The organism is Microbacterium sp. FG3, assembly GCF_057809335.1.
In genome coordinates this window covers 21,922-43,718 of sequence record NZ_JBMDJT010000021.1, presented here as the reverse complement: position 1 = coordinate 43,718, position 21,797 = coordinate 21,922, and the positions used below count along the sequence as shown (strand labels likewise).

At 72.3% G+C, this 21,797-nt stretch carries 18 protein-coding genes and 1 pseudogene; 5 read left to right on the top strand and 14 right to left on the bottom strand.

Translation table 11 applies throughout. The features are described 5' to 3' along the window. From ACODR5_RS08675 to ACODR5_RS08625, 11 genes and pseudogenes are all read right to left on the bottom strand, one after another. Positions 1–275, bottom strand: a pseudogene (locus ACODR5_RS08675) (hypothetical protein); the annotation flags it as partial. A 41-nt stretch (positions 276–316) separates the two neighbouring features. Further along, a complete protein-coding gene (locus ACODR5_RS08670; RefSeq protein WP_460818257.1) occupies positions 317–1,480 on the bottom strand; it encodes a hypothetical protein in 1,164 nt (387 codons plus the stop codon). Positions 1,481–1,558: 78 nt separating this feature from the next. Then, complete coding sequence (locus ACODR5_RS08665; RefSeq protein ID WP_488983353.1) at positions 1,559–2,911, bottom strand: hypothetical protein; 1,353 nt, start codon at positions 2,909–2,911, stop codon at positions 1,559–1,561. A 115-nt stretch (positions 2,912–3,026) separates the two neighbouring features. Further along, positions 3,027–4,349: a hypothetical protein gene (locus ACODR5_RS08660; protein ID WP_488983352.1), complete on the bottom strand. Its 1,323-nt coding sequence runs from the start codon at positions 4,347–4,349 to the stop codon at positions 3,027–3,029. Between the two features lie 169 nt (positions 4,350–4,518). After that, positions 4,519–7,194: a hypothetical protein gene (locus ACODR5_RS08655; protein ID WP_488983351.1), complete on the bottom strand. Its 2,676-nt coding sequence runs from the start codon at positions 7,192–7,194 to the stop codon at positions 4,519–4,521. Positions 7,195–7,207: 13 nt separating this feature from the next. Further along, a complete protein-coding gene (locus ACODR5_RS08650; protein WP_488983350.1) occupies positions 7,208–8,902 on the bottom strand; it encodes a phosphate ABC transporter substrate-binding protein PstS in 1,695 nt (564 codons plus the stop codon). Then, positions 8,899–9,252 (bottom strand): hypothetical protein, encoded by a 354-nt coding sequence (locus ACODR5_RS08645; protein WP_488983349.1) that lies wholly within the window; start codon positions 9,250–9,252, stop codon positions 8,899–8,901. The genes ACODR5_RS08650 and ACODR5_RS08645 overlap by 4 nt, the downstream gene beginning before the upstream one ends. Beyond that, positions 9,249–10,550, bottom strand: a complete 1,302-nt coding sequence (locus ACODR5_RS08640; RefSeq protein WP_488983348.1) for a PstA family ABC transporter permease — start codon at positions 10,548–10,550, stop codon at positions 9,249–9,251. Before ACODR5_RS08640 ends, ACODR5_RS08645 begins: the two co-directional genes overlap by 4 nt. 10 nt (positions 10,551–10,560) lie before the next feature. After that, complete coding sequence (gene pstC, locus ACODR5_RS08635; RefSeq protein ID WP_488983347.1) at positions 10,561–11,505, bottom strand: phosphate ABC transporter permease subunit PstC; 945 nt, start codon at positions 11,503–11,505, stop codon at positions 10,561–10,563. Positions 11,506–11,921: 416 nt separating this feature from the next. Beyond that, on the bottom strand, positions 11,922–12,386 hold the full coding sequence (locus ACODR5_RS08630; RefSeq protein ID WP_488983346.1) for a hypothetical protein: 465 nt from the start codon (positions 12,384–12,386) through the stop codon (positions 11,922–11,924). Next, positions 12,383–12,958 carry an RNA polymerase sigma factor gene (locus ACODR5_RS08625; protein WP_488983355.1) on the bottom strand — a complete coding sequence of 192 codons (576 nt, stop codon included), beginning with the start codon at positions 12,956–12,958 and terminating at the stop codon, positions 12,383–12,385. The genes ACODR5_RS08630 and ACODR5_RS08625 overlap by 4 nt, the downstream gene beginning before the upstream one ends. 174 nt (positions 12,959–13,132) lie before the next feature. Between ACODR5_RS08625 and ACODR5_RS08620 the strand changes: the two genes are divergently transcribed. After that, positions 13,133–13,687 (top strand): hypothetical protein, encoded by a 555-nt coding sequence (locus ACODR5_RS08620; RefSeq protein ID WP_488983345.1) that lies wholly within the window; start codon positions 13,133–13,135, stop codon positions 13,685–13,687. A 26-nt stretch (positions 13,688–13,713) separates the two neighbouring features. On the opposite strand, the gene ACODR5_RS08615 is transcribed toward ACODR5_RS08620, so the two are convergent. Further along, a complete protein-coding gene (locus ACODR5_RS08615; RefSeq protein WP_488983344.1) occupies positions 13,714–16,134 on the bottom strand; it encodes a hypothetical protein in 2,421 nt (806 codons plus the stop codon). A 169-nt stretch (positions 16,135–16,303) separates the two neighbouring features. Then, positions 16,304–16,864: an RBBP9/YdeN family alpha/beta hydrolase gene (locus ACODR5_RS08610; protein WP_488983343.1), complete on the bottom strand. Its 561-nt coding sequence runs from the start codon at positions 16,862–16,864 to the stop codon at positions 16,304–16,306. Positions 16,865–16,919: 55 nt separating this feature from the next. Between ACODR5_RS08610 and ACODR5_RS08605 the strand changes: the two genes are divergently transcribed. Then, positions 16,920–17,270 carry a MerR family transcriptional regulator gene (locus ACODR5_RS08605; RefSeq protein ID WP_488983342.1) on the top strand — a complete coding sequence of 117 codons (351 nt, stop codon included), beginning with the start codon at positions 16,920–16,922 and terminating at the stop codon, positions 17,268–17,270. A gap of 411 nt (positions 17,271–17,681) precedes the next feature. On the opposite strand, the gene ACODR5_RS08600 is transcribed toward ACODR5_RS08605, so the two are convergent. Continuing rightward, complete coding sequence (locus ACODR5_RS08600) at positions 17,682–18,212, bottom strand: hypothetical protein (protein WP_488983341.1); 531 nt, start codon at positions 18,210–18,212, stop codon at positions 17,682–17,684. A 19-nt stretch (positions 18,213–18,231) separates the two neighbouring features. Here ACODR5_RS08600 and ACODR5_RS08595 point away from each other — a divergent pair, with 19 nt between their 5' ends. From ACODR5_RS08595 to ACODR5_RS08585, 3 genes are all read left to right on the top strand, one after another. After that, positions 18,232–18,876, top strand: coding sequence for an HNH endonuclease signature motif containing protein (locus ACODR5_RS08595; protein WP_488983340.1), 645 nt, complete (start codon positions 18,232–18,234; stop codon positions 18,874–18,876). A 396-nt stretch (positions 18,877–19,272) separates the two neighbouring features. Next, positions 19,273–19,917, top strand: a complete 645-nt coding sequence (locus ACODR5_RS08590; protein ID WP_449854040.1) for a Maf family protein — start codon at positions 19,273–19,275, stop codon at positions 19,915–19,917. Positions 19,918–19,995: 78 nt separating this feature from the next. Next, positions 19,996–21,774, top strand: a complete 1,779-nt coding sequence (locus ACODR5_RS08585; protein ID WP_449854041.1) for an acetyl/propionyl/methylcrotonyl-CoA carboxylase subunit alpha — start codon at positions 19,996–19,998, stop codon at positions 21,772–21,774. Positions 21,775–21,797 lie beyond the last annotated feature (23 nt).

Below are 21,797 nucleotides of genomic sequence, written 5' to 3'. Positions count from 1 at the left end.
CCGCGCGCGCCTCCGCCCGCGGGTGCGCCGCCGCCCGCCGGTGTGCCGTTCGGGGCGTCACCCCCCGTCGGCGGCGGGGACGCCGGCGGGTTGCTCGGCGGCGGCGATGCGGGCGGGCTGCTGGGCGGCACGTCCGGCACCGACACGGTGAGGTCGCCGTCGCTCGTGTCCTCGACCTGGGCGTGCGCGGACGGCGGGCCGGCGAACCACGCCAGGCCGGCGAGCAGCATCGCCGCGAGGCCCAGCGTGCGGGTGCGGGCAGTGATGGTCTTCATGTCTCGGTCTGCTCTCCACGTGGGGGTCGTGCGCTGGTCGCTCATGCTCGTCCTGCCGTGTCGCTGCGGGGTACGAAGCCCGCGCCGGCGGGTTCGGGTTGCGGGGCCGCCTGCCCGGCGAGGAGCTGGTCGGTGTACTCGGCGAGCTCGGCCGCCAGCCGGGCGCGGATGCGACGCCGCCGCCAGATCGTCAGCGCCACGAGCGCGGCGACGACGAGGATCACGGCGAGCCCGGTCCATGGCACCGCCCACGCGGTCAGCGACGCGCTCACCGCGGCGGGCAGGGGATCGTCGGCCGCGCTGCCGCCGGCCGGCGCCGCCGTGAGCGTGAGCTCGGCGGTGAGCAGCAGCAGCGGCGGCACCCCGGGCAGCTCGGCGGTCACGTGCGTGGTGGCGCCGGGCACGAGGTTCTCGATCTCGTCGAGCACGACCGTGCCCAGGTCGATCCCGAACGGGCCGGTCAGCCGCGCCTCCGGGATCACGTCGACGCGGGTGTTCCCCACGTTCACGACGTCGAACCCCGCGTACGCGGTGCCGGGGGCGAACGGCACCCACGAGGCGTCGAAGCCACCGGTCGCGCCGGTGATGCCCATGCCCGGCGAGAGCGGGCCGTCCACGCGCAGGTAGATGCGCGCCCCCACGCGGTCCTCGCGCCGCACGGTCTGCCCCTCCCCCGCGCCCTCGGTCACGTAGCCGGCGACGATACCGGCGGCGTGGTCGCCCGGGGCCGCGTCGTGCGGCACGGTGATGGTGAAGGGCAGGTCGGCGCGCGTGCCCGGCTCGAGGGTGATCGAGGTGCCCACCGCGATGGCGCACGCGGCCTCCGCGGCGTCGTTCGTGTCGTCACACGCGGCGGGAGCGCCGTCGACCGACGTCCACGCGCCCAGGTCGGTGGAGGCGATGTCGGCGCCGACGAGCGTGAAGGCGCCCGAGGCGTAGTCGGCGGTCGCGTCGGCGCCGTAGACCCGCACGGTCACGGGGGCGCTGCCGCGGTTGGTGACGGCCACCCAGTCCTCGATCACGCTGCCGGGCGCGACCTCGTACTCGAAGGACGTGCGCCCGTCGGGGCCGTCGGGCGTCGAGGGCTGCACGCCCCACGCGAGTGCGCCGTCGGCCGCCGACGCGGGGCCGGTGGCGGGAACGGCGAGCAGCGCCGCCAGGAGCGCGGCGCCGAGGAGCCCGATCACGGGCGTTCGCTTCGTCATGTGCTGTGTTCTCGTGGGCCGGGCAGGGTCCCGGCGTGATGGGCGGGCGTGCGTCGGCGGATGCCGACGCGGATGACGTCAGATGAGCGTCAGGGTGAGGGTGGAGGTGTAGTCGCCGCCCGGGGTGCCTGCGGGCACCTTGAGCGTGAGCCCGGCCTTCACCTCGGTCGTCACGTTCGCGTCGGCCGATGCTCTGCCCGATGCGAGCGGCTTCCCCGTGGAGAGACCGCCGTCGACGCCGGGGGTGACCGTGGCGCCGGCCGTGCCCGCACCGTCGACCTTCTCGGGCTGCCACCCGAGGTGGGTCGCCGCGATCGGATCGCCGCCGCCGTTCTTCGCGAACGGCGAGGCGCTGCCGGTGAGGCTCCATTCCTCGCCATCCGGGTCACGGCGGTCATCGTTCACGCGCACGTTGCCGAGCTCGCCCGTTGCCGTCCAGTCCTGGCCGGGCTGGCGCGTCGGCGTCTCGCCGGTGAGGGTGATCTTCGAAGCCGGGTCGAGGGCGATCGTCAGACCCGAGGGCTCCGAAGGCGCTTCCTCGTCGGGCACGCTGACCTCCAATTCCGGCTTCTTTTCGTCCGCCGGGGTAGCCGCGTTGGTCGGATCCGCCGAGGACTCCGCATAGACGTCGGCGTCGGCCGGCACGAAGCGCGCACCGAACCCATACTCCGTGGCCGGAGCCAGCCCGGTCACGTCGTACGTGGCCGTGCCGCCCACGACATTCACCAGGGCGCCGTCGATGTCGACCTCGTTCTGAGTGAACTGCACCTGGCCGGCCGCGTCTGCCGGCATCACGGTCGCGGTGAGCTTCACCGAGGTGGCCGAGGTCGCCTCCGCGGTGACGGTCGTCTCGGTCGGGGTCGCCTCTTCCACGGAGTCGTTGACCCACTTCCACGTCTGCGCCGTGGTGTCGAACTCGATCTCGGTGACGAAGTACTTCGAATCACCGATCGGGTTCGCGGAGCTGGCCGACGTGTACACGGCGTCGCACGTGATGACGAACTTGGCCGGCCCGCTGACGAACAGCGTGTACGCGTTCGACCAGGTGCTCGCGTAGTTGTTGGTGAGCGAGATCGGCGCGCCGGTCAGCCCGAAGTTCGCCACACTGACGTTGGAGCGGAGGAGCGCCGCCCCCACGCGCTCGCCGTTCGAAAGCAGCAGGACGGTGCGCGAGCTGGCGCGGAAGCCCTCCGGGCAGCCCTTGCTCACCGTGACCGTGGTGGGGCCCGTCCTGAGCGCGGTGGCTCCGCTGCGCTCCGCCGGGTCGAGGGTCATGGTGTAGCCGCCGTCGATCTCGTTGGCGGGGTTGAGCGTCTCGGTGGCGGCGTGGGCCGGCGCCGCGACGAGTGCGGCCGAGGCGGTTGCCGCGGCGAAGGTGATGGCCGCAGCGAGCGTGCGGAGGCGACGGTGCGTTCGGGTGACGCGACTCATGGGTGGGTTCCTTCTTCGGGTCGGATCGTGATGCGCACCGCGATCGACGCGCACGAGGGTGCCCGGGGCTGCGGCCGAGCGGTGGCGCCGCAGCCCCGGGACTTGGATGGTGCGATTACGGGTTGGCGCGGAGGCGGTTGCTGACCTCGCCCGCCGTGACGTCGGTGTAGAGCTGGCCGGCGATGACGAAGTCGGCACCGAACTCAAGGCTGCCGAACCCGAAGTCCTCGATCACCGAGATCGGGTTGGCGGGGTCGGGACGCAGCGCCTGGTACGCCTTGCCTCCGGTGCCCGCGAACGTGGCCGCGAGCTCCCGTCCGCGGATGCCGTCGTCGTTCAGCTCGGCGGCGTAGACCACGGTGAACACCGGCCGCGTCACCGCGAACTGAGTGTTCAGGGTGCCGTTGTTCGTGACCGGCTCCACGCTGTTGATCTCGCCGAGCGCCGCGCCGTGCAGGCGGTCCGCCACGGTGATGCCATAGACGTCGTAGTAGGCGTCGTTGACCGCGACCTTGCTCTGCGCGATGTGCTGCGCGACCGAGAACGGCACGATGGCACGCTGCGGCAGCGCCTCGAGCACCGCACCGTCGTGCTCCTGCACGCTGGCGTCGGAGGCACCGTAGACGTCGGAGACCTGGGCACCGAAGGCGATGCTGCTGCTTCCGGTGATCGTGGTCTGCCAGAACGAGCGGGTGCCCGAGCCGGCCTGCGGGATGAACGGCACGATCTGCGCCGAGGAGTCCTCGTTGCCGACCGTGCGCGCGATGCCGCCCGACTCCGCCGAGTACAGCGTGGCGATGCCGTTGCCCGTGATGCCGATGTTGCCGTAGATGTTCTTCAGCGTGAGCTTGAGCTGACCGGCGTTGGCGCCGGAGGCCCACCGCTCACCGACCGAGGCACCGAGCGGGAGGTCGTAGTTCCCCCCAGCGTCGGTGGGGATCACCGCGTTGCTGTCGTGCGCCGCGAAGCTCACGGCGTCGGCCGCGAGCGGGATGTAGTAGTAAGCCCCGTTCACGTCGAGGGCCGAGGCGCTCGGCGCGCTCGAAGAGCGGGCGAACTGCAGCGCGTCGTAGGGAAGGTTCACACCGTTCCAGAGGGTGGTGGTGTCCTTCGCCGACTTCAGCGCCGTCACGCCGTTGCCCGACCCGTTCGGGCGAGCGAACGGCCCCGTACCGGTGTCGATCGTTCCGCCACCGGTCGCGTCCCACGAGCCGACGATGAGCTCGTCGGCCGTGTTCACGTTGTCGTCGTGGTCACCCTCGATGACCGCGGCGAGGCCGTTGTTGACATCCTGGGAGGTGTCCGAGCCAGACCCGTTCAGCAGCCGGGGGCTGGTCGGATCCGCGTTCGCCGCGACGGACCCGCCGGCGGCGAGCGCGAGGCCCAGGATCGTTGCCGTGGCTCCGAGGAGCCACTTCTTGGTGGTGCTGTTTTGCATTACCGTACCCTTTCTGGGTATTGTTTCGGTTCGTTGCGCCTGCTGGCGCCCGGCCCCCTGCCCCCGTTCACAAGCCGAGGCGGGGGGCCTCCTCGTTCGGCCATCGGGACCGAGCGAGTGTCTGTGTGGAGTTGTCGGTGGCGACGACGTCGCCGTTTCGCCGATCAACTCATCCGCCCGCACCCCTTCGCCGCAGAAGGAGGAGGGAGGAGATGAGGGCGGCGAGGCTCGCCGCCAGCGCGGCGCCCACCGCGGCGCCGCCCGGCGCGGTCACGGCCGCGGTCAGCACCACGGCCTCCTCCACCGCGCCGGAGACCTGGGTCTGAGTCGCCGCGTCTTCGCCGGGGTTCGTCGGGGCACCGGCGGTCGCGGCGCCCCCCGGCCCCGTTGCCCCGGGAGCGCCGGCGGCGTCGCCACCGTTGTCGTTGCCGGCGTCATCGCCGGGGGTCGCGCTGGCGGGGGCGACCAGCTCCGCGGCCACCGCGCGAGTGACGGCACGCTGGGCATCGGTGAGTGGCGCGTAGCCGGCGGGGAGCTGCCCGCGCCCCTCGCCGGGCATCTGGCCGTCGCCGGCGGCGTACTCCAGCAGGCGGGCATACTCCTTCCGGGCCGTCTCGTCCAGCGCGGGCGCGTTCAGGTCCACCGCCCCGTACACGGTCGTCGTGAGCGGGTACGCGCCGTCGGGCAGGTCGCCGATGGCGGCGTCGGCGATGCCGGTCGCGGAGGGCTCGGGCTGCGCGGCGAGCGCCTGGGCCAGCGAGCTCGAATCGGGAGCGGCGAACGTGCGGGCAGTGGCGGCGTTCTCCTTTGTGGTGCGCTCCGAGAGCGGCAGGCCGAGCGCGACGGCGTCGAGGTCGTATCGCTCCGACGCCGCGAGGCTCGTCGGCCCCAGGATGAACTGCCCGCTGGCGAGCGACTGTACCCCGCGAGCCACGAAGTTGCCCGCCTCGAACGCGCTGTTCACGACGTACGGGTCCCAGTCGGCGGTGTACTTCGTGTCGCCGCGGAACACCCGCTGCGCGTTGGCTTCCAGGCTGATCGAGTAGGGCAACATCGTGATCGAGTCGATGGTCTGCCCCTTCCAGTTGACGTAGCTCAGCGTCTGCCCCTCGCCGGGCAGGACGGTCTGGTCGGCGCGCAGGAAGCTGTCGGGCGGTGTGGTGAGCAGGTCGATGCCGCCGCCGAGCGCGTCGCGGTGTCCGGGGGGAAGGTAGTAGGGGTTCACGGTCATCCCCCACGGGTCGGCGGTGCCCTGCAGGAACGCCACCGCGTCGGCGTCGGCGAGCACGTACTCCCACAGCAGCCGGATGGCGTCGTCGCCCTGCGGCCCGCTGACGACAAACTGCCCATCCGCCGAGACCGTGCCGGGCTGGATGGTCGGGTTGCCCAGCGCCGCCCATTCCGGGTCGGTGAAGACATGCTCCGGGCGGCCTGCCCGGTGCGGGGCCGTGACGCCGGAGTTGGGAATCGTGGGAATGAGAGTGAGATAGGACTGGGTGAGCAGCTTTGCGACCATCCGCGGGCTGAGCTTGACGTCGCGGATCCTGACGCTGCCGGCCGAGTGGTTGGCGACGAAGGAGATGGTGAGCGCCGTGTTCGCCAGGGGCGCGTAGCGCAGCCGGGCGCCCTGCAGGAGCGCCGGGTCGGCGGAGCCGATCGTGCCCTCGGTGAGCGGTTCGGAGACTGCGGCGAACGGGACCGTGCCGTCCAGCAGCTGGCTGCGGGTGAGGCCGCCGGAGTTGGTGGTCATGCTGAACGCCACCGGATCGGTCGCCGCGGTGCACAGCGCCGACTGCCACGAGCCGATGGCGTCGGCGATGAGCTCGCTGCCCGACACGCGGCGCTCCGCTCCGCCCGAGGTGCACGACTGGTAGGGATCGTCGAAGTCGAGGGGCACCACGATCCGGTTGCTCCAGGCCGTGCACGCGGGGTTGACGGGAGAGCCCTTCTGCGCCGAGGTGACACTGCCGTAGAAGTCCTCACGCCTATTGACGTTGGGGCCCACGCACGCGGCAGCGTCGCCCCCGTCCGGCACGTTGGAGTGGGCGCCGCGTGGGACGATCGCCAGCCAGCACCGCTCCCCGGCGCCGATCTCGGACGTGTCGCCGCACCCCAAGTGCGGTGCCGCGGCCGCCGATTGCACCTCGAAGGCGACCTCGGCGGTGCCGTCGGCGCTGATCGGCACCGCCACGAGCTCGTTCGTGGTGGCGTCGGTGAAGAACGACTGGGTGCCGTTCCACGTTCCGTATGCGTCGGTCTGGACCGGCTCGTTGTACTCGTTCCACACGGTCTGGAACCGCTGATCGAAGACGTTCTGGGAACGGTGGATCACGCTCGCGGCCACGAAATTGTCGTAGGATGCCATGCTCTTGCGCGCGCCCGCCTGGGACGAGAAGCCGCCGTACTGGCAGGTCTCCTGGAAGTCGTCCGAGAGCGGGTCGGGGCCCCAGCACTGGAACATCTGCAGGAAATTGCTCGCCAGGCCGTTGTCGGGTTTCACCGTGGGCGCCATGCCCGACGCGCGGACGGTGACGGCCTCGTCTCCCAGCCCTTGCGTTTTCGCCACGGTGACCTCGAGGTTCTTGAAGTCGTCCCAATGGCCGCCGCCCGCGTCGTTGCCGGCGCCGTCGCTGGTGAGCCCGGCGTGGTCCGGCTGGTACGGCTGGATCGCGGAATCGTTGCCGCCGGCCCACTTCACGGTCACGGCCGAGTCGGTGTCTTCGGCTGCCTGTGCGGGCGCCGACGACGCGGCGGCGATGAGCCCTGCCGCGAGCGCCGCGACGACGGCGAGCGCAGTCCAGCGACGCAGCGCGGGGGCTGCGGTGCGGGCGGGGAGTGCGATCACGGGGTGGTCCTTCTCAGCGGGTGCGCGGCGAACCGCGCGTGGGGGTGGGCAGGAGGGTCTTGCGCTGCCGACTGCCGAGCAGCGGCGGCATGATGGCGGCGAGGAGCAGGCCGGCGCCCGCCACGAGGATCGCGAGGGCAGGCAGCACCCCGGCTTGGGAGAGCGGCAGAGCCTGCGGGCTGCCGGCCACGACGATCGGGCCCGAGGATGCGCCGTCGACGCCGACCGTGTCGGCATCGAGCGCCTCAGCGCCAGCGGCGTCGACAGAGCCCTCGCCCACGGCACCTCCGCCCTCGGCGCCCTGGCCACCGCCGTTCTGCCCGCCGTTCTGGGCGCCGCCGGCGCCACTCGCGTCGGTGGCCGTGTCCTTGGCGCCACCGGTGCCGCGGGAGCACTGGACGGGCCCCTGGCGATCGCATTCCTCCGGGTACGGGGCGTTCTTCGCGAGCGCGTTGCCGTTCGGATCATTCGGGTCCAGCGTGGGGTTGTTGCAGGATCCCACCGAGAAGCCCGTCCGTGCGGGGTCACCTCCCGGCACCTTCTGGAGCTGCCGCTGGGCCCCGAGGACGAGGTTGACCGGGAGCGGCGAGTATCCCAGCACCTCCGCAGACTGCTGACCCTCACAGAGGAAGTACGAGCCGAAGGCCCCGAGGGTCAGCCCCTTGTTCTCGGTGAATCCGGACTCCAGCGCGGTGGGCAGGATGATGTAGCTGTACGAACTGAGCGGGTACGTACGAGGATCGCCGTTCGTGTAGACGTCGCGCAGGTCCTGCGTCAGGTAGTCCGGCGAGGACTGATCCTCGTTGATGTGCGCCTGCAGCAGGGCGACGGCCACGTTGCCCGCCGTCGGCTCGGTGTAGTAGCCGGCGCTGTTGAGCAGCTTCGCGACGGGGAACCCGGAATTGAGCGCGTAGCTGTACTCCACGAAGGTGATGGAACCGACCGCGTAGCTCTGCGCCACGTAGCCCGAGACGCCCTCGGAGCCCTTCTTCGAGATGAAGCCGCTGCCCGGCACGGCGGGATAGTTGCTGGTGACGCCGCAGTGGCCGTTGATCATCGGACGACCGACCTTGCCGCAGTACGCGTCCCACAGCGCCGTGTGCTCCTGCCGCATCCAGATCGACACCTGCGCGGTCGCGCCGGAGCCGTCGGAGCGCACGACCGGCACGATGGGGATGTCGGGCAGGGCGAGCTGCGGGTTGTCCGCCACGATCTGCGGGTCGTTCCAACGCGTGATCACGCCCGTGAAGATCTTCGCGACGGTGTCGCCCGACAGGCGCAGGTTGGTGACGCGCTTGCCGCCGATCTGCAGGTTGTACATGAACGCCGTGCCGCCGGCCACGATCGGCATGTAGGCGAACTGGCGCGCCGGGCGCTGGTCGGCCTCGTTGGAGTTGGCGATGCCGTAGGGGATCTCGCTGACGCCGAAGTCCTTGACGCCGTTGGCGAAGTCGGTGCGGCCCTGGGTGGAGCCGCCGCCGGAGTACTCGATCTTCCACTGGTAGTTGGCCCACACGTTTCGGATCCACGCGGCGAGGGCGTTCTCCGACCAGGTCGATCCCGACCCCGTGATGGGCACGTGCACCGTGCCCACCGCCTGCGCGGGCGTGACCGCGCCGAGCGAGCCGACGGCCACCATCAGCACGCCGAGCAGGATCGCGGCGATCCGGCCGGCGCCGAACCGTCGAGGGGCGGATGCGCGCATCATGCCGTCTCCCTCTCGCGCGTCTCCTCAGGCTCGTCGGCCGGAGTCGCTGTCTCGCCCGCGCCCTCGTCGGCGCGGAACTCGTCATCCATGTCTTCGTCCTCGTAATCCGGGAATGTGTCCTCCCAGTGGAGGGGTTGGACGGTGTCGGAGCCGATCCAGCTCGGAGGCAAGTTCGAAGGCAAGATCGGGTAGACCGGCGTGCCGCGATCGCTGGAGCGGTCGCGGCGCACCAGCGTCTGAACGCCCAGCACGATGCAGACGGTCACGAGGATGCCGTGGAGCACGGCCATCGCGGCGACGGCGAGCCTCACGCCGCGCCCCACACGGCGGATGCGCACGAGCACCATCATCGCTGCCCTCCCTCATCGCTCAGAGACTGTTGGAGTCGGTCCCCGCCGTATGCGACGGGATCGATCGTGCGTGCGGCGCGCCGGGCGTCGAAACGCTCGGCATCGTGGCGGCTGGCGCGCGCGGCACGCGCCAGCTGCCGCGGCGAGAGGATGCCGGCGCCCTTGCCGCCGATGATGCGGGCGAGCGCGAACAGGATGAACACGAGCACCATGAGCACGGCGGCGGCGCCGAACCCTCGGGCGATCTGCGTCTCCTCGGGGCTCTTCACCAGGGTGAACGTGGCGAACGGCAGCGTGACCATCGCCCCCTCGAACGGGTTGAGGTTGAAGAAGGTCGTCCAGCCGGCCGTCAGCAGCACCGGGCTGGTCTCGCCGATGCCGCGCGCCGTGCCCAGCACGATCGCCGTCATGAGGCCCGACTTGCTGGTGGGCAGCACCACGTGCCACACCGTGCGCCAATGGCTCGCGCCCGTGGCGAACGAGGCCTCCTTGAGCGTCTGCGGCACCAGGCGCAGCACCACGTCGGCCGAGCGGATGATGATCGGCAGGATCATGATCGTCACCGCCAGCGCTGCCGCGAAGCCCGACTGTGGCAGCCCGAACAGCAGGATGTAGGTGGCGTAGATGAACAGGCCGCACACGATCGAGGGCAGCGCCGTCATCGCCTCGGACACCGTGCGCACGACCCGCGTGAAGAGCGAGGGGAACTCCGCCATCATCACGGCCGTGAGCAGGCCCAGCGGGATGGCGATGGCGAGCGCGATGGAGATGACGATGAGCGTGCCGATGGCGGCGTGCGCCATCCCTCCCACCGTCACGGGGTCGAGAGGCCCGGCGAGCGAGAGGTCCTCGACCCAGAAGTTCGGCTGCAGGTAGGCCTCGGCCCCGCGGATGAGCGTGAACACCACGACGATCGCCAGCGCGAGGAGCAGCAGCAGCGCCGTGGTGTGGATGACCACGGCCATCACGCGGTCGCGGATCGTGACCTTGTCGTCGTCGAAGCTGATCAGCACGACGAAGAACACCAGGAACAGCGCGTACGCCACCAGGACGAACGGCAGCGGACCCTGGAACGGCACCAGATGGGAGAAGAGCGTGCCGGTCGCGGTGAGCGCGGCGGCCAGCGCGCCCACGATGCGCAGCACGTCCTCGCGGCGGATGGTGGAGAGCTCGCGGCGCGTCTCGGGCCGGCTCACGTGAAGCCGCCCGTCGCGCCCCGGCACGTGCGTGCGCGTCACCCGGCCCGGGAGCGTGGCCCGGCGCCGCACCGGGTCGGTGATGATCTCTGTCGTGGTCATGTCGATGGCCTCAGCTCGATGCCCCGGAGCGGGAGCGACTGACGATGAAGCCGGCGATGAAGTTCACGGCCATCGTGATGAGGAAGAGCACGAGGCCGGCTGCCATGAGGCCCGACAGCTCGAGGGCCGAGGCCTCGCCGTAGCGCAGCGCGATGAGGGCGCTGATGGAGTTCGTGCCGGCAGAAAGCACGTGCCAGTTGATGACGAAAATCGGCGAGATCACGATGTACACGGCGATCGTCTCGCCCAGCGCCCGGCCGAGGCCGAGCATCGTGCCGCCGATGATGCCGCCCAGCCCGTACGGGTAGACCACGTTGCGGATCATGCCCCACTTGCTCGAGCCGAGCGCGAGGGCCCCCTCGCGCTCACCCAGCGGCGCCTGCGCGAACACCTCGCGCATGATCGACGCGGCGATCGGGGCGACCATGAGCGCCACCACCAGGCCAGCCAGGAACGCCGACGCGGTGAACACCGTGGGGGTGGCGAGCGGGTCGCTCGGGTCGAACTGCGACACCGCGAAGATCGGGATCCAGCCCAGGTAGGTGCTGAGCCACTCGGCGACCGGAATGAGCTGCTCCTGCAGCCAGTACGCGCCCCAGAGTCCGTACACGATGCTGGGGATGGCGGCCATGAGGTCGACGATGTTCGTCAGCAGCCGCTTGAGCCCGTCTGGCGCGTACTCGGAGATGTAGGTGGCGACGCCCAGTGCCAGCGGCAGTGCGACGCTGATCGCGATGAGCGCGATCACCACCGTGCCGAACAGCACCGCCGCGATGCCGAAGCGGCCGCTCGCGGGCTCCCAGTCCTGCTCCGTGAGGAACTCGGGGCCGGCGACGCCGATGGCCTCCGCCCCACGGATCGCGAGGAACAGGCCCACGAGCGTCATGATCACGAGAACGATCACGCCGCCCGAGTGCGAGCCGGCCCGGAACAGGTTGTCCGAGAGCCCGCGCACGGCGCGGAGGCTTCGCGGCCTGTCCTCCGCCGGGGAGGAATCGGGACGAGCGGCAAGCGCCTCGTCCGTCGTCTGGGGGGTTGTCACGGGACACAAGCATGTCCGGGTCTGCCGGGCCGCAGAAGGGGTAGTTTCCCGAATAGTCAAGGGCGAACTGAGGTCGACTCAGTGAATATTCAGGTAGGGGGTAAGGACCGCGTTTCGGCGGACATACCGCGGTTTCTGGGGGCCGTTGGTGGGTTGCGGTGGTCGCTTCATCTCCGGCGCTTCGCGCCTCCGTTCAGCAACCGGATGGGGCGCCCCGCACACCCATCGGTCGGCGGAGGCCGCACAGCCCATCGGTTGCTGAACGAAGCGGCCGCAGGCCGCGAAGATGAAGCGACCACCGCAGCCCGCGTCCGCCGGTGCGCCCCGCCTCACTCCCCGGGCGTGTACAGCCCGAGGTCGCGGCAGAACTCCTCCGCCGGGGCCGCGGAGTCGTCACGGGGGAACGCGAGCAGCGAGAGGTCGGCCCGGCGGCACAGCACGAGCTCGGGCGCCGCGTCGCGCGCGGTGCCGTCGACCAGGCCCTGCTCCCACAGGTTCTCGCACATCGACAGCGCGTACGCCTCGCGGTCGCCCACCGGCTCGGCGCCGTCGCGCACGCCCGTGGCGTACGGCGACGACAGGTCGGCCTCGGGGTAGCACTCCACCCAGCGGTCCTGCACCTCCTGCGGCGCGAGCACGATCGCGGCGGCCAGGCCCAGCGTGAGCACGCCGGCGCCGGCCGCGCCCGCGATCGCCAGGCGGCGGCGCCGGCGGCGGCGCCTGGCGATGTGGCCCTGCAGCCACTCGCCCATGGCGGCGCGGCGCTCGGGACTCAGACGCGGCTGATCGCTCATCGTCCTCCCCCGAATCGTTGCCCGATGCGCTTGCGCACGCGGTTCAGTCGTTTGCCCACCGACGCGACGGAGATGCCCAGTCGCCGTGCCGCCTCGTCGTAGCTGAGTCCCTCGACGATGACCGCCTGGTACGCCTGCTGGTCGAGCGCCGGCATCGCCGAGATCTCCTCTTCGACCCTCTCGAGCAGCTCGCGATCCTCGATGCGCTGCCGCTGCCGGGTCTCCAGCATGGTAACCGCGCGATCGTCCAGTCCCTCGAAGGCGGGCCGCCGCCGCAGAGATCGCAATCGGTTCGCCGCGTGGTTGCGGCACGTCACGAGCAGCCAGCCGAGCGCCGATCCGTTCGCCAGCCGCACGTGCCTGGCCTTGTCCCACGCCGTGGCGAACACCTGCTGCGCCACCTGCTGCGCCTCGTCCTCGTCGCCGAGCTCCTCGAGGGCGGCGACGAACACGTCTTCGATATAGCGGTGATAGAGCACGGCGAAGGCGCGGTCGTCGTCGCGGGCGGCGGCGTCGAGCAGCTCGCGGTCACTGCGCTCGCGCCAAGGCCCGCGCCCGCTCCACTCGCCCATCACGCGCCGAGTGTAGCCATGCCCGCGGAACACCCGGCGCCGCTGTACGGAAACTCGTTTTCCTTACCTTCGACACCCGATGTTCGCCGCATCGACACGTCGCACCACAGGCCGACGCCCAAGATTCACCCCCTCGTTGCCCGGGGTGGGGTGGGGATCGGTTGACTGTGGCGCATGAACAGCCTCTCGCTCTCGTCCCTCGGCGCCACGGCCGGCCTGCTCGCCGCCCTCGCGCTCGCGCCCACCGCTACCGCCGCCACTGCGGCCGCCCCCGCCGACGCGCAGTCGTGCTGGGTCAACGTCGACACCGGCGAGTCGGCGTGCTTCGACGCCTCGCTCGACCCCATCGCGCAGATCGAGGCCGACACCGGCACGACGGTCGTGGCCGTGCCGACCGGGTCGATGAGCGTCGCGTCCGCGCGCTCGGCCGCCGCGGGGGCGGCCGACGCCGAGACGTACCTGCTGGCGACCGGATGGGACGAGGTTGGGTATGCGGGCGCGAGCGTGACGTACGTCACGACGAATCCGCTCATCTGCAACGGCATCGCGCATGACTTCGAGACGCTGCAGACCTGGAACAACCGACTGGAGTCGTTCCAGGCGTACAACGGTTGCCAGGGCTGGCTCTTCGACGCCGTCCAGTTCTCCGGAGAGGAGTTCGGTCCCGTGACGGCGTCGAGCGATCTTGGTTCGTTCCGCAACCGAGCCGAGTCGCTCTCCATCGATTGAGCACGAGGCAGCGTTCGCCGCGACGTTCAGTTTCCCCCGCCGGGGAAGGTGAACTCGACGCCCGAGATACGCAGGCGAAGTAGGACATCGCTCGCGGGGAGCGGCTCGGACATACGGCAGTACGTATCTCCGCGCTCTGCCTGTCCGCCACCCACCGAGACCGTGAGGCAAAACACTCGCGCAGATTGCCCTCCGTTGTCGGGCAGCCCGCTCCACGTCCACGTTCCCGTCGCCTCGTCGTAGGCGAGGTCGGCGAGCGTGAAGTCGAGCGACGGCTCGGGCGCGGTGAACGCCGCCCATTCTCCGCAGCGCGCCTCGCTGCCCCAGGCGGTGCAGGCGCGCAGCTCGTACGCCACGGGCTGCCCGAACGATCCGCCCAGCAGCTCGCGCGGCACCGCCGATCCGGTGAACGCCACCGCGTCGCCCGCCCCGGGCGCGCGCAGCTGGTAGAAGCCGGCGAACGCGGCCGGCGCCGCCACGTACTCGTAGCGCGTGCCGATCCATGCCATCGCGCCGCCATCGTGCGCCACGGCGCCGGGCAGCGGATCGGCGTGCACGGTGACGGCGTCGCTCGCCACGCACTCGTCGTCGGTGTAGCCCCACACGATGAGGCGGTAGCCGCCGTCGGGCGGCGCCGCTCCCCCGAACGCCGCCGCGAGCGCCGCGCCCGCGTCGAGCACCTCGCCCCCGGCGGGCGCCGTGACCTCGCCGCCGTCCGCGCGGCACGATCCTGGGCTCTCGCCGGGGCGCAGGCGCTGCGCGAAGTAGCCGCGCACGGGCGCGCCGGCGGTGAACGGCGACCACTCCACCGCCACCGCGCCCGCGGCGGGGTCGGTGAAGGCGCGGACCGATCCGGGGCGCAGCGGGGCCGGGGCTGCGTCGGGGCCTGGGGCGGTGGGGTCGGGCGCCTCGGGCTCTCGGGCGTCGGGTTCCGGGGCGTCGGGTTCCGGGGCGTCGGGCTCCGGGGCGTCGGACTGGGTGCCTTCGGTCGCGTCGGGCTGCTGCGGTGCGTCCGGGTCATCCGGCAGCGTCGGCGCGTTCGGGCCCGGCTGCTGCGGCTGCAGCACCGGGGTCTTCGGGGCGACGGGGTCGGCGGAGCCCGCGGGCGAGGGCTGCTCCTCCCGGGGAGGATCCGCCGGCTCGCCGATCCCGCCGTGCCACGGCACCGCCGCCGCGCCGGGCTCCGCCACGTTCCACACCTCGCCGGTCGCGGGCGCGTTGAGCACCACCGCGGCGCCGTTGACGCGGAACACCAGCTCCGCCGACGCCGCGCCCTCCGCGCGATCCAGCGCCGTGACCCGGGGCGCGTCGTCGCCGCACCACGACAGCGCGGCGCCCGGCCACGCAGCGTGCACGCAGTCCCCCACCCGGACGGGACGCGCCGGGCCGGCGGCGGGGGTGGCTGCGCCGGGGGCTGGGTCGGCGGTCGCGCCGGGGATCGCGGACACGCGGCCGTCGCGCACCGCCAGCACCCGCCGATCCGTCGCGATCAGGACATCCGCCGGCGGGGCGCCCGCCGTCGCCACGGCCGCCGATCGCTCGAGCGCGACGGCGCCGCCCCACGAGCTCAGGTCGACCGCGCCGTCCGCCGTGTGCAGCCGGCCCGAGCGCGGGTCGAGCACCGCCCATCCGCCCGCCGTCGCCGCGACCTGCACGGGCCGCGTGGCCGATCCGCGGAACGGCGCGAACTCGCCGATCCGCTCGATCCCGCCCGACGTGAGGCGGTACGCGCGGCCCTCGCGCGGCGACACCACGACGACGCCGCCCGATCCGTCGGGCGCCATGCCGGCCCCGGCCCCGAACCGCCGCAGCGGGGGCGCGTCGGCGTCGAAGGCGCCGAGCTCGTCGGCGGGCACGCGCCACAGGCTGCCGGACCGCGCATCGAGCAGGGCGACCGAGGCGGGATCGGGTGCGTTGTTGGGGGCGTTGTTGTCGGGTGCGTTGTCGGGCGCGGGGAGAATCTCGATCTGCGTCGTGGGGCCGGGCAGCCAGGCGGCGTCGCCGAGCGCGACGCGCGCCGGGTCGAGCGACGCGACGGCGGCATGCTCGCGATCGACGACGAGCACGGTGCCGGCGGCCTGCGCCACGTCGAGCGCGGCGGCCGCCACGGGCAGCACGGCGTCGAACTCGCCCACGGCCACGTTCACGCGCCCCACCCCTCCGGCACCGGTGCTGGCCCACACGAGCGTCTCGCCGCCGCCCACCCGCACGGCCCCGGTGGGGGCACCGGCGACGAGCGCCAGCCCCGCCACGACCCCGGCGACCGCGAGCGCCCCGACGAGCGCGTGGCGGGTGCGGCGGGGGGCGGGGGTGGTGTGGGTTGCGGCAGTGGGGCGGGTTGCGGCGGCGGTTGCGCGCTCGGGTTGCGGCGGGAGGGCGCGCGGCATCGGCGACGCGGCGGCGTCCGCTGCCGCGCGGTCGCCGTTCGTCCAGATCGAGCCGGGCATGCTCTCTCCACAGTGGGTCTGGTCGCATCGCCCGCGCTGCACGGGCCACGACGCGGGTCACTGTACCGGCCCCAGACGAACACCCGGTGACGCACGGGTGTCCACCCGCCCGCGCGCGTGATCGACGATCCGTGCTCGCCGCCCGAGGCCACGCGGTGCGACTCCGCCGTCACACGATCGCGTCGAGCGCCTGCGGCAGCGCGGTGACCCCGTCGCCGGCGAGGAAGTGACCGGCGCCGGGGACGATCCGCGCCGACGTGCCGAGCATCCGGGCCAGCCGATCCGTGTGCCCGGTGGGCACGTAGGCGTCGGCGTCGGAGCGGAGCACGGTGAGCGACCCGATGCGCTCGGGCAGGCCCGCCACGTCGACGCCGCCGCCGACGAAGCCGTCGAGCTCGGGCAGCGCGGGCAGCCGATCCGCGAACCCGGCGACGAGCACGAGTGCGTCCAGGCGCCACGGCCCCGCGAGCGACGCGAGGTGGCGCAGCACGGTGAGGCAGCCGAGGCTGTGGGCGACCACGATCGAGCCCGGTCCCGGTGCCCCGATCGCCTGGGCGGCGGCCGCGGCCCAGCGGTCCGGATCGGGGCATCCGGGGTCTGGGAGCGCGGGAACCCGTGAGGGGACGCCCGCCTCGCGCAGCCGCCGGGCGAGCCAGCCGAACCAATGGTCCTCGGGAGTGGCGCCGTAGCCGTGGAAGATCACGGCCCGCCGCGGAGTTGTCGCTGTCATGTCGCGGGAGCGTAGGGGTTCACGCCAGCGAGAAGGTCAAGTCGAAGGGATGCGCATGCTGATCGGCGAGCTCGCCGAGCGCGCCGGGGTGTCGGCCCGGGCGCTGCGGCACTACGAGGATCGCGAGCTGCTGGTGCCGGATCGCGACGTCAACGGATACCGTCTCTATTCCGAGGCGGACGTCGTGCGTGTGCGCCAGATCAAGACGATGATCGACGCCGGGCTGCCGACGGCGACCATTCGCCGCTACCTCGACTGCGCGAGGACGGGCGACCACGGCATGTCGCTTGAGATGTGCCCCGACCTGCGCGCCGAGCTCGACGCGATCGCCGCACGCCTCGACGCACAGCAAACGGCGCTCGCGCGCACCCGCACGCGCCTGTGCGCCCTTGTGACGGCGGGCTGAGCGGGGCGGTTGGTGCTCCGTTGGTCGCTGGACGGTTCGGTTGCTGAACGGAGCGCCGAAGCGCCGGAGATGAAGCGACCACCGCAACTCCTCCTGCATGCGCTCGGGGGTGTCGGTTCGTCCACACCCGCCGTTTCCACCGGCTTATCCACAGAACGGCCGTTTCGGGTCCTGGCCGGGGCTTCCGCGGGTTCCGGTGTCGGTGGTCGGTGAGACGATGCGGGTATGACATTCCTCAGCGATTTCCAGGACCGGGCAGGCGCAGTCGCGTCATTGCCGCCGGTGGATGTCGCTGTGGTGGCGGCCCTTCCAGACGAGGACGTGCTCGCCCTGCTGACCGTCGCGACCGACCTGGCCAAGACCGCCGAACGCGTCCGAGCGGTCGCCGCGGGAGTCGTATCGGCGCGCTCGTCACGGGCGGCGGGGCACAAGGGTCTGGCGCAGGGTCGGGGGCATCGCAACGCGGTCGCTCTCGTGCAGGAGCTGTCCGGAAGCACCCGCGGCGACGCCGCCCGACAAGTACGCGTCGGTCAGTCGCTGGTGGAATCTGCGCTGGGCGGGAACGGCGCGGGCGCCGAACCGGCTACGGCACCGGAGGGCCTGGACCCCGCCGCTGCGGCCGAGCAGAGCGTCCCGCCGGCGGTGCCGTGGCATGACCCGGTGGATCAGGCGCTGCTGAGCGGGGTGGTGACGGCGGCGCAGATGGACGCGATCCTCCGCGGCCTCGGCCACCCACCCACCGGCGCGTTCCGGATGTGGACGGACGCGGACGGCGTCCAGCACGCGAAGATCGTGTTCGACGACGAGGGTGCGGCGTGGATGCGGACCGTGATCGACGCGGCCCTGCGGCCCCGCCGCGGCGGTCCCCGGTTCGTCGACCCCGACGAGGCTCGCGAAAGCGCAACAGCTCACCGACGACCCGCGGACGAACGACCAGCTCACCTACGACCTCATCCTCGGGGTGCTGCGCGCCGGCGCCGTCGCCGACGCCGAAACGGTGTTCGGTGCCCGCCAGCCCGGCGTCCGCGTCGTCACCATCGACCCCACCCGCAACGCCGCCGGCGGCGCCGGCAGCGGGGGCGACGCTCCCAGCGGGGTCGGCAGCGACGGTCCCGTCCAGCCCGGTCCCGGCCGGCCCGATCACGGCCGGCCCGGCCCCGGGTACACCGAGGACGGCGGCCACCCGCTCCCCGCCCCGGCGGTCGAGCAGGCCATCTGCACCACCGGGCACACCCCGGTCACCGTCGACGTGCACGGGAACCCCCTCGACGTCGGGCGGGAACAGCGACTGTTCACCCCGAAACAGCGCATCGCCCTCGCCATCCGCGACGGCGGCTGCCGATGGCGCGGATGCGGCATGCCCGCCTCCTACTGCGAAGCCCACCACATCGACACCTGGGCCACCCACGGTGGACGCACCGACATCGACCGCGGCATCCTCCTGTGCAGGTTCCACCACATGAACCTCCACCACCACCGCTACCGCATCACCCGCGACCGCCACGGCCCCTTCCTGCTCCACCCACCCGACAGCAGCGAACCCACCGAACTCCCCACCCGCTCCCCCCTCCGCTGGGCCTTGGGGCCGCCGCCACGCGCCGCCTGACCCCGCCCCGGGGATCGCGCGCATGAGCCACCCCGGGCCCAGCGGACCGGACCGAGCCGTCCCCCGCTCCTACAGAAACCGCGCGGCACACTCGACCGGTCGCTGAACAGAACCGCCCAGCAGCCGATCGGCCGCCGAACGAGCCGCACACCCCCACCGGCTGACGAACGAAGCCGCGCACGTCCCGGTCTGTCGCCGAACGGATCCGCGCACCACCTAATCGGCTGCCGAACGAGCCGCGCACAACCCAATCGGCTGCCGAACGGATCCTCGCACCACCCCCATCGGTTGCTGAGCGGAGGCGCGAAGCGCCGTAGATGAAGCGACCACCGCGACCCGCCCGACACCGACAACCCTCTGGCAAGCCACCACCGCACCGCTCGATACCGTGGACACATGCAGGTCTGCCTCGCCTCCACGTCGCCCGCCCGCCTCATGCTCATGCGCCAGGTCGGCATCGAGCCGCGCCTCGAGGCGCCCGGCGTGGACGAGGAGGCCGAGATCGCCGCCATCGAGGCCGCCGAGGGGCGCACGCTCCCGCCCGCCGAGCACGTGCTCGTCCTCGCCCGCCTCAAGGCGCAGGACGTCGCGACGCGCCTCGCCCGCGAGGCCTTCGACGGCATCGTCATCGGCGGCGACTCCATGTTCGAGCTCGACGGGGTCGTCTACGGCAAGCCGTACACCGCCGAGAACGCCACCGCCCGCTGGCGCGAGATGCGCGGCCGCACGGGCGTGCTGCACTCCGGCCACAGCGTCATCCGCGTCGCCCCCGGCACCGAGCCGCGCGAGGTGCACAACGTCGCCGAGGCGTCCGTCTCGTTCGCGGCCGACGTGGACGACGCCGAGATCGCGACCTACGTCGCCACCGGCGAGCCGCTGCACGTCGCCGGCGCCTTCACCGTCGACAGCCTGGGCGGCGCGTTCATCGAGCGCGTCGAGGGCGACCCCTCCACGGTCATCGGCATGTCGCTCTCCACGATCCGCCGCCTGGTCCGCGACCTCGGCATCACGTGGACCGACCTCTGGAACCGCACGTCGTAGACATCACGACACGAATCCCGCGCTTTGTTGTCGGGGGCGCTCAAAGGAGCGGGGGCGGCCGTTACTAGGCTGAAATCCATGTCCGTCCCCCGTGCGCTCAGCAAGGTCCTCATCGCCAACCGCGGCGAGATCGCCGTCCGCATCATCCGGGCAGCCCGCGACGCCGGGCTCGGGTCCGTCGCCGTGTACGCCGACCAGGACCGCGACGCCCTCCACGCCAAGCTCGCGGACGAGGCCTACGCGCTGGGCGGCGAGACGAGCGCCGACACCTACCTGAAGATCGACAAGATCCTCGCCGTCGCCCGCCGATCCGGCGCCGACGCCGTGCACCCCGGGTACGGATTCCTCGCCGAGAACGCCGAGTTCGCCCGCGCCGTCATCGGCGCCGGGCTCGTCTGGATCGGCCCCTCGCCCGAGGCCATCGAGGCCCTCGGCGACAAGGTCACCGCGCGCCACGTGGCCGAGAAGGTCGGCGCGCCCCTCGCCCCCGGCACGCCCGGCCCCGTCGACACCGCCGACGAGGTCGTCGCCTTCGCCGAGCAGGTCGGCCTGCCCATCGCGATCAAGGCCGCATACGGCGGCGGCGGCCGCGGCCTCAAGGTCGCCCGCACCCTCGAGGAGATCCCCGAGCTGTTCGAGTCGGCCACCCGCGAGGCGATCGCCGCCTTCGGCCGCGGCGAGTGCTTCGTCGAGAAGTACCTCGACAAGCCGCGCCACGTCGAGACCCAGTGCCTCGCCGATGCCGAGGGCAACGTCGTCGTCATCTCCACGCGCGACTGCTCGCTGCAGCGCCGCCACCAGAAGCTCGTCGAGGAGGCGCCCGCGCCCTTCCTCACCGACGAGCAGAACCGCATCCTCTACGACGCCTCCAAGGCGATCCTGCGCGAGGTCGGCTACACCGGCGCCGGCACGTGCGAGTTCCTCATCGGCGCCGACGGCACCATCTCGTTCCTCGAGGTCAACACGCGCCTCCAGGTCGAGCACCCGGTCTCCGAGGAGGTCACGGGGATCGACCTGGTCCGCGAGCAGTTCCGGATCGCGGCGGGCGGCACGATCGACTACGACGACCCCGCACCGCAGGGCCACTCGATCGAGTTCCGCATCAACGGCGAGGACCCGGGCCGCGGATTCCTGCCCCAGCCCGGCCCGATCCACGTGTTCAAGACGTTCGGCGGCCCCGGCATCCGCCTCGACTCGGGTGTCACGGCCGGCGACAGCGTGAGCGGCGCCTTCGACTCGCTGCTGGCGAAGATCATCGTCACGGGCAAGGACCGCGCCGAGGCCCTCGAGCGCTCCCGCCGCGCCCTCGACGAGTTCGAGGTCGCCGGGCTCCCCACGGTGCTGCCCTTCCACCGCAAGGTCGTGCGCGAGCCCGCCTTCACGGCGGAGGACGGATCGTTCGGCGTCTACACGCGCTGGATCGAGACCGAGTTCGACAACGACATTCCCGCATGGGACGGCGAGCTCGAGCCGCCCGCCGCGCCCGAGCCGCGCCACACCGTGGTCGTCGAGGTCGCGGGCAAGCGCCTCGAGGTGAGCCTGCCGGATCGGATCACCGCGTCGGTCGCGTCCGCCGGCCGCCCGGCCGCCGCTCCCCCGTCGCGCCGTTCGCACAGCGGCGGAGCGGTCTCGACCGGCGCCTCGGGCGACACGCTGAAGTCGCCGATGCAGGCGACGGTCGTCAAGGTCGCCGTCGAGGAGGGCCAGGAGGTCGTCAAGGGCGACCTGGTGGTCGTGCTCGAGGCGATGAAGATGGAGCAGCCGCTGCAGGCGCACAAGGACGGCGTCATCGCCGCCGTCGACGCCACCCCGGGCACCACGGTCCCCGCCGGCCACCAGCTGCTGCAGATCGTCTGACGTTCCGCGCGCCCGGGAGTTGC

What these genes read in the sequence shown, in the direction of transcription:
- ACODR5_RS08670 (WP_460818257.1), bottom strand. Translation starts at nt 1,480, where the DNA reads ATGACGAAGCGAACGCCCGTGATCGGGCTCCTCGGCGCCGCGCTCCTG.
- ACODR5_RS08665 (WP_488983353.1), bottom strand. Translation starts at nt 2,911, where the DNA reads ATGAGTCGCGTCACCCGAACGCACCGTCGCCTCCGCACGCTCGCTGCG.
- ACODR5_RS08660 (WP_488983352.1), bottom strand. Translation starts at nt 4,349, where the DNA reads ATGCAAAACAGCACCACCAAGAAGTGGCTCCTCGGAGCCACGGCAACG.
- ACODR5_RS08650 (WP_488983350.1), bottom strand. Translation starts at nt 8,902, where the DNA reads ATGATGCGCGCATCCGCCCCTCGACGGTTCGGCGCCGGCCGGATCGCC.
- ACODR5_RS08645 (WP_488983349.1), bottom strand. Translation starts at nt 9,252, where the DNA reads ATGATGGTGCTCGTGCGCATCCGCCGTGTGGGGCGCGGCGTGAGGCTC.
- ACODR5_RS08640 (WP_488983348.1), bottom strand. Translation starts at nt 10,550, where the DNA reads ATGACCACGACAGAGATCATCACCGACCCGGTGCGGCGCCGGGCCACG.
- ACODR5_RS08630 (WP_488983346.1), bottom strand. Translation starts at nt 12,386, where the DNA reads ATGAGCGATCAGCCGCGTCTGAGTCCCGAGCGCCGCGCCGCCATGGGC.
- ACODR5_RS08625 (WP_488983355.1), bottom strand. Translation starts at nt 12,958, where the DNA reads ATGGGCGAGTGGAGCGGGCGCGGGCCTTGGCGCGAGCGCAGTGACCGC.
- ACODR5_RS08620 (WP_488983345.1), top strand. Translation starts at nt 13,133, where the DNA reads ATGAACAGCCTCTCGCTCTCGTCCCTCGGCGCCACGGCCGGCCTGCTC.
- ACODR5_RS08615 (WP_488983344.1), bottom strand. Translation starts at nt 16,134, where the DNA reads ATGCCCGGCTCGATCTGGACGAACGGCGACCGCGCGGCAGCGGACGCC.
- ACODR5_RS08610 (WP_488983343.1), bottom strand. Translation starts at nt 16,864, where the DNA reads ATGACAGCGACAACTCCGCGGCGGGCCGTGATCTTCCACGGCTACGGC.
- ACODR5_RS08605 (WP_488983342.1), top strand. Translation starts at nt 16,920, where the DNA reads ATGCTGATCGGCGAGCTCGCCGAGCGCGCCGGGGTGTCGGCCCGGGCG.
- ACODR5_RS08590 (WP_449854040.1), top strand. Translation starts at nt 19,273, where the DNA reads ATGCAGGTCTGCCTCGCCTCCACGTCGCCCGCCCGCCTCATGCTCATG.
- ACODR5_RS08585 (WP_449854041.1), top strand. Translation starts at nt 19,996, where the DNA reads ATGTCCGTCCCCCGTGCGCTCAGCAAGGTCCTCATCGCCAACCGCGGC.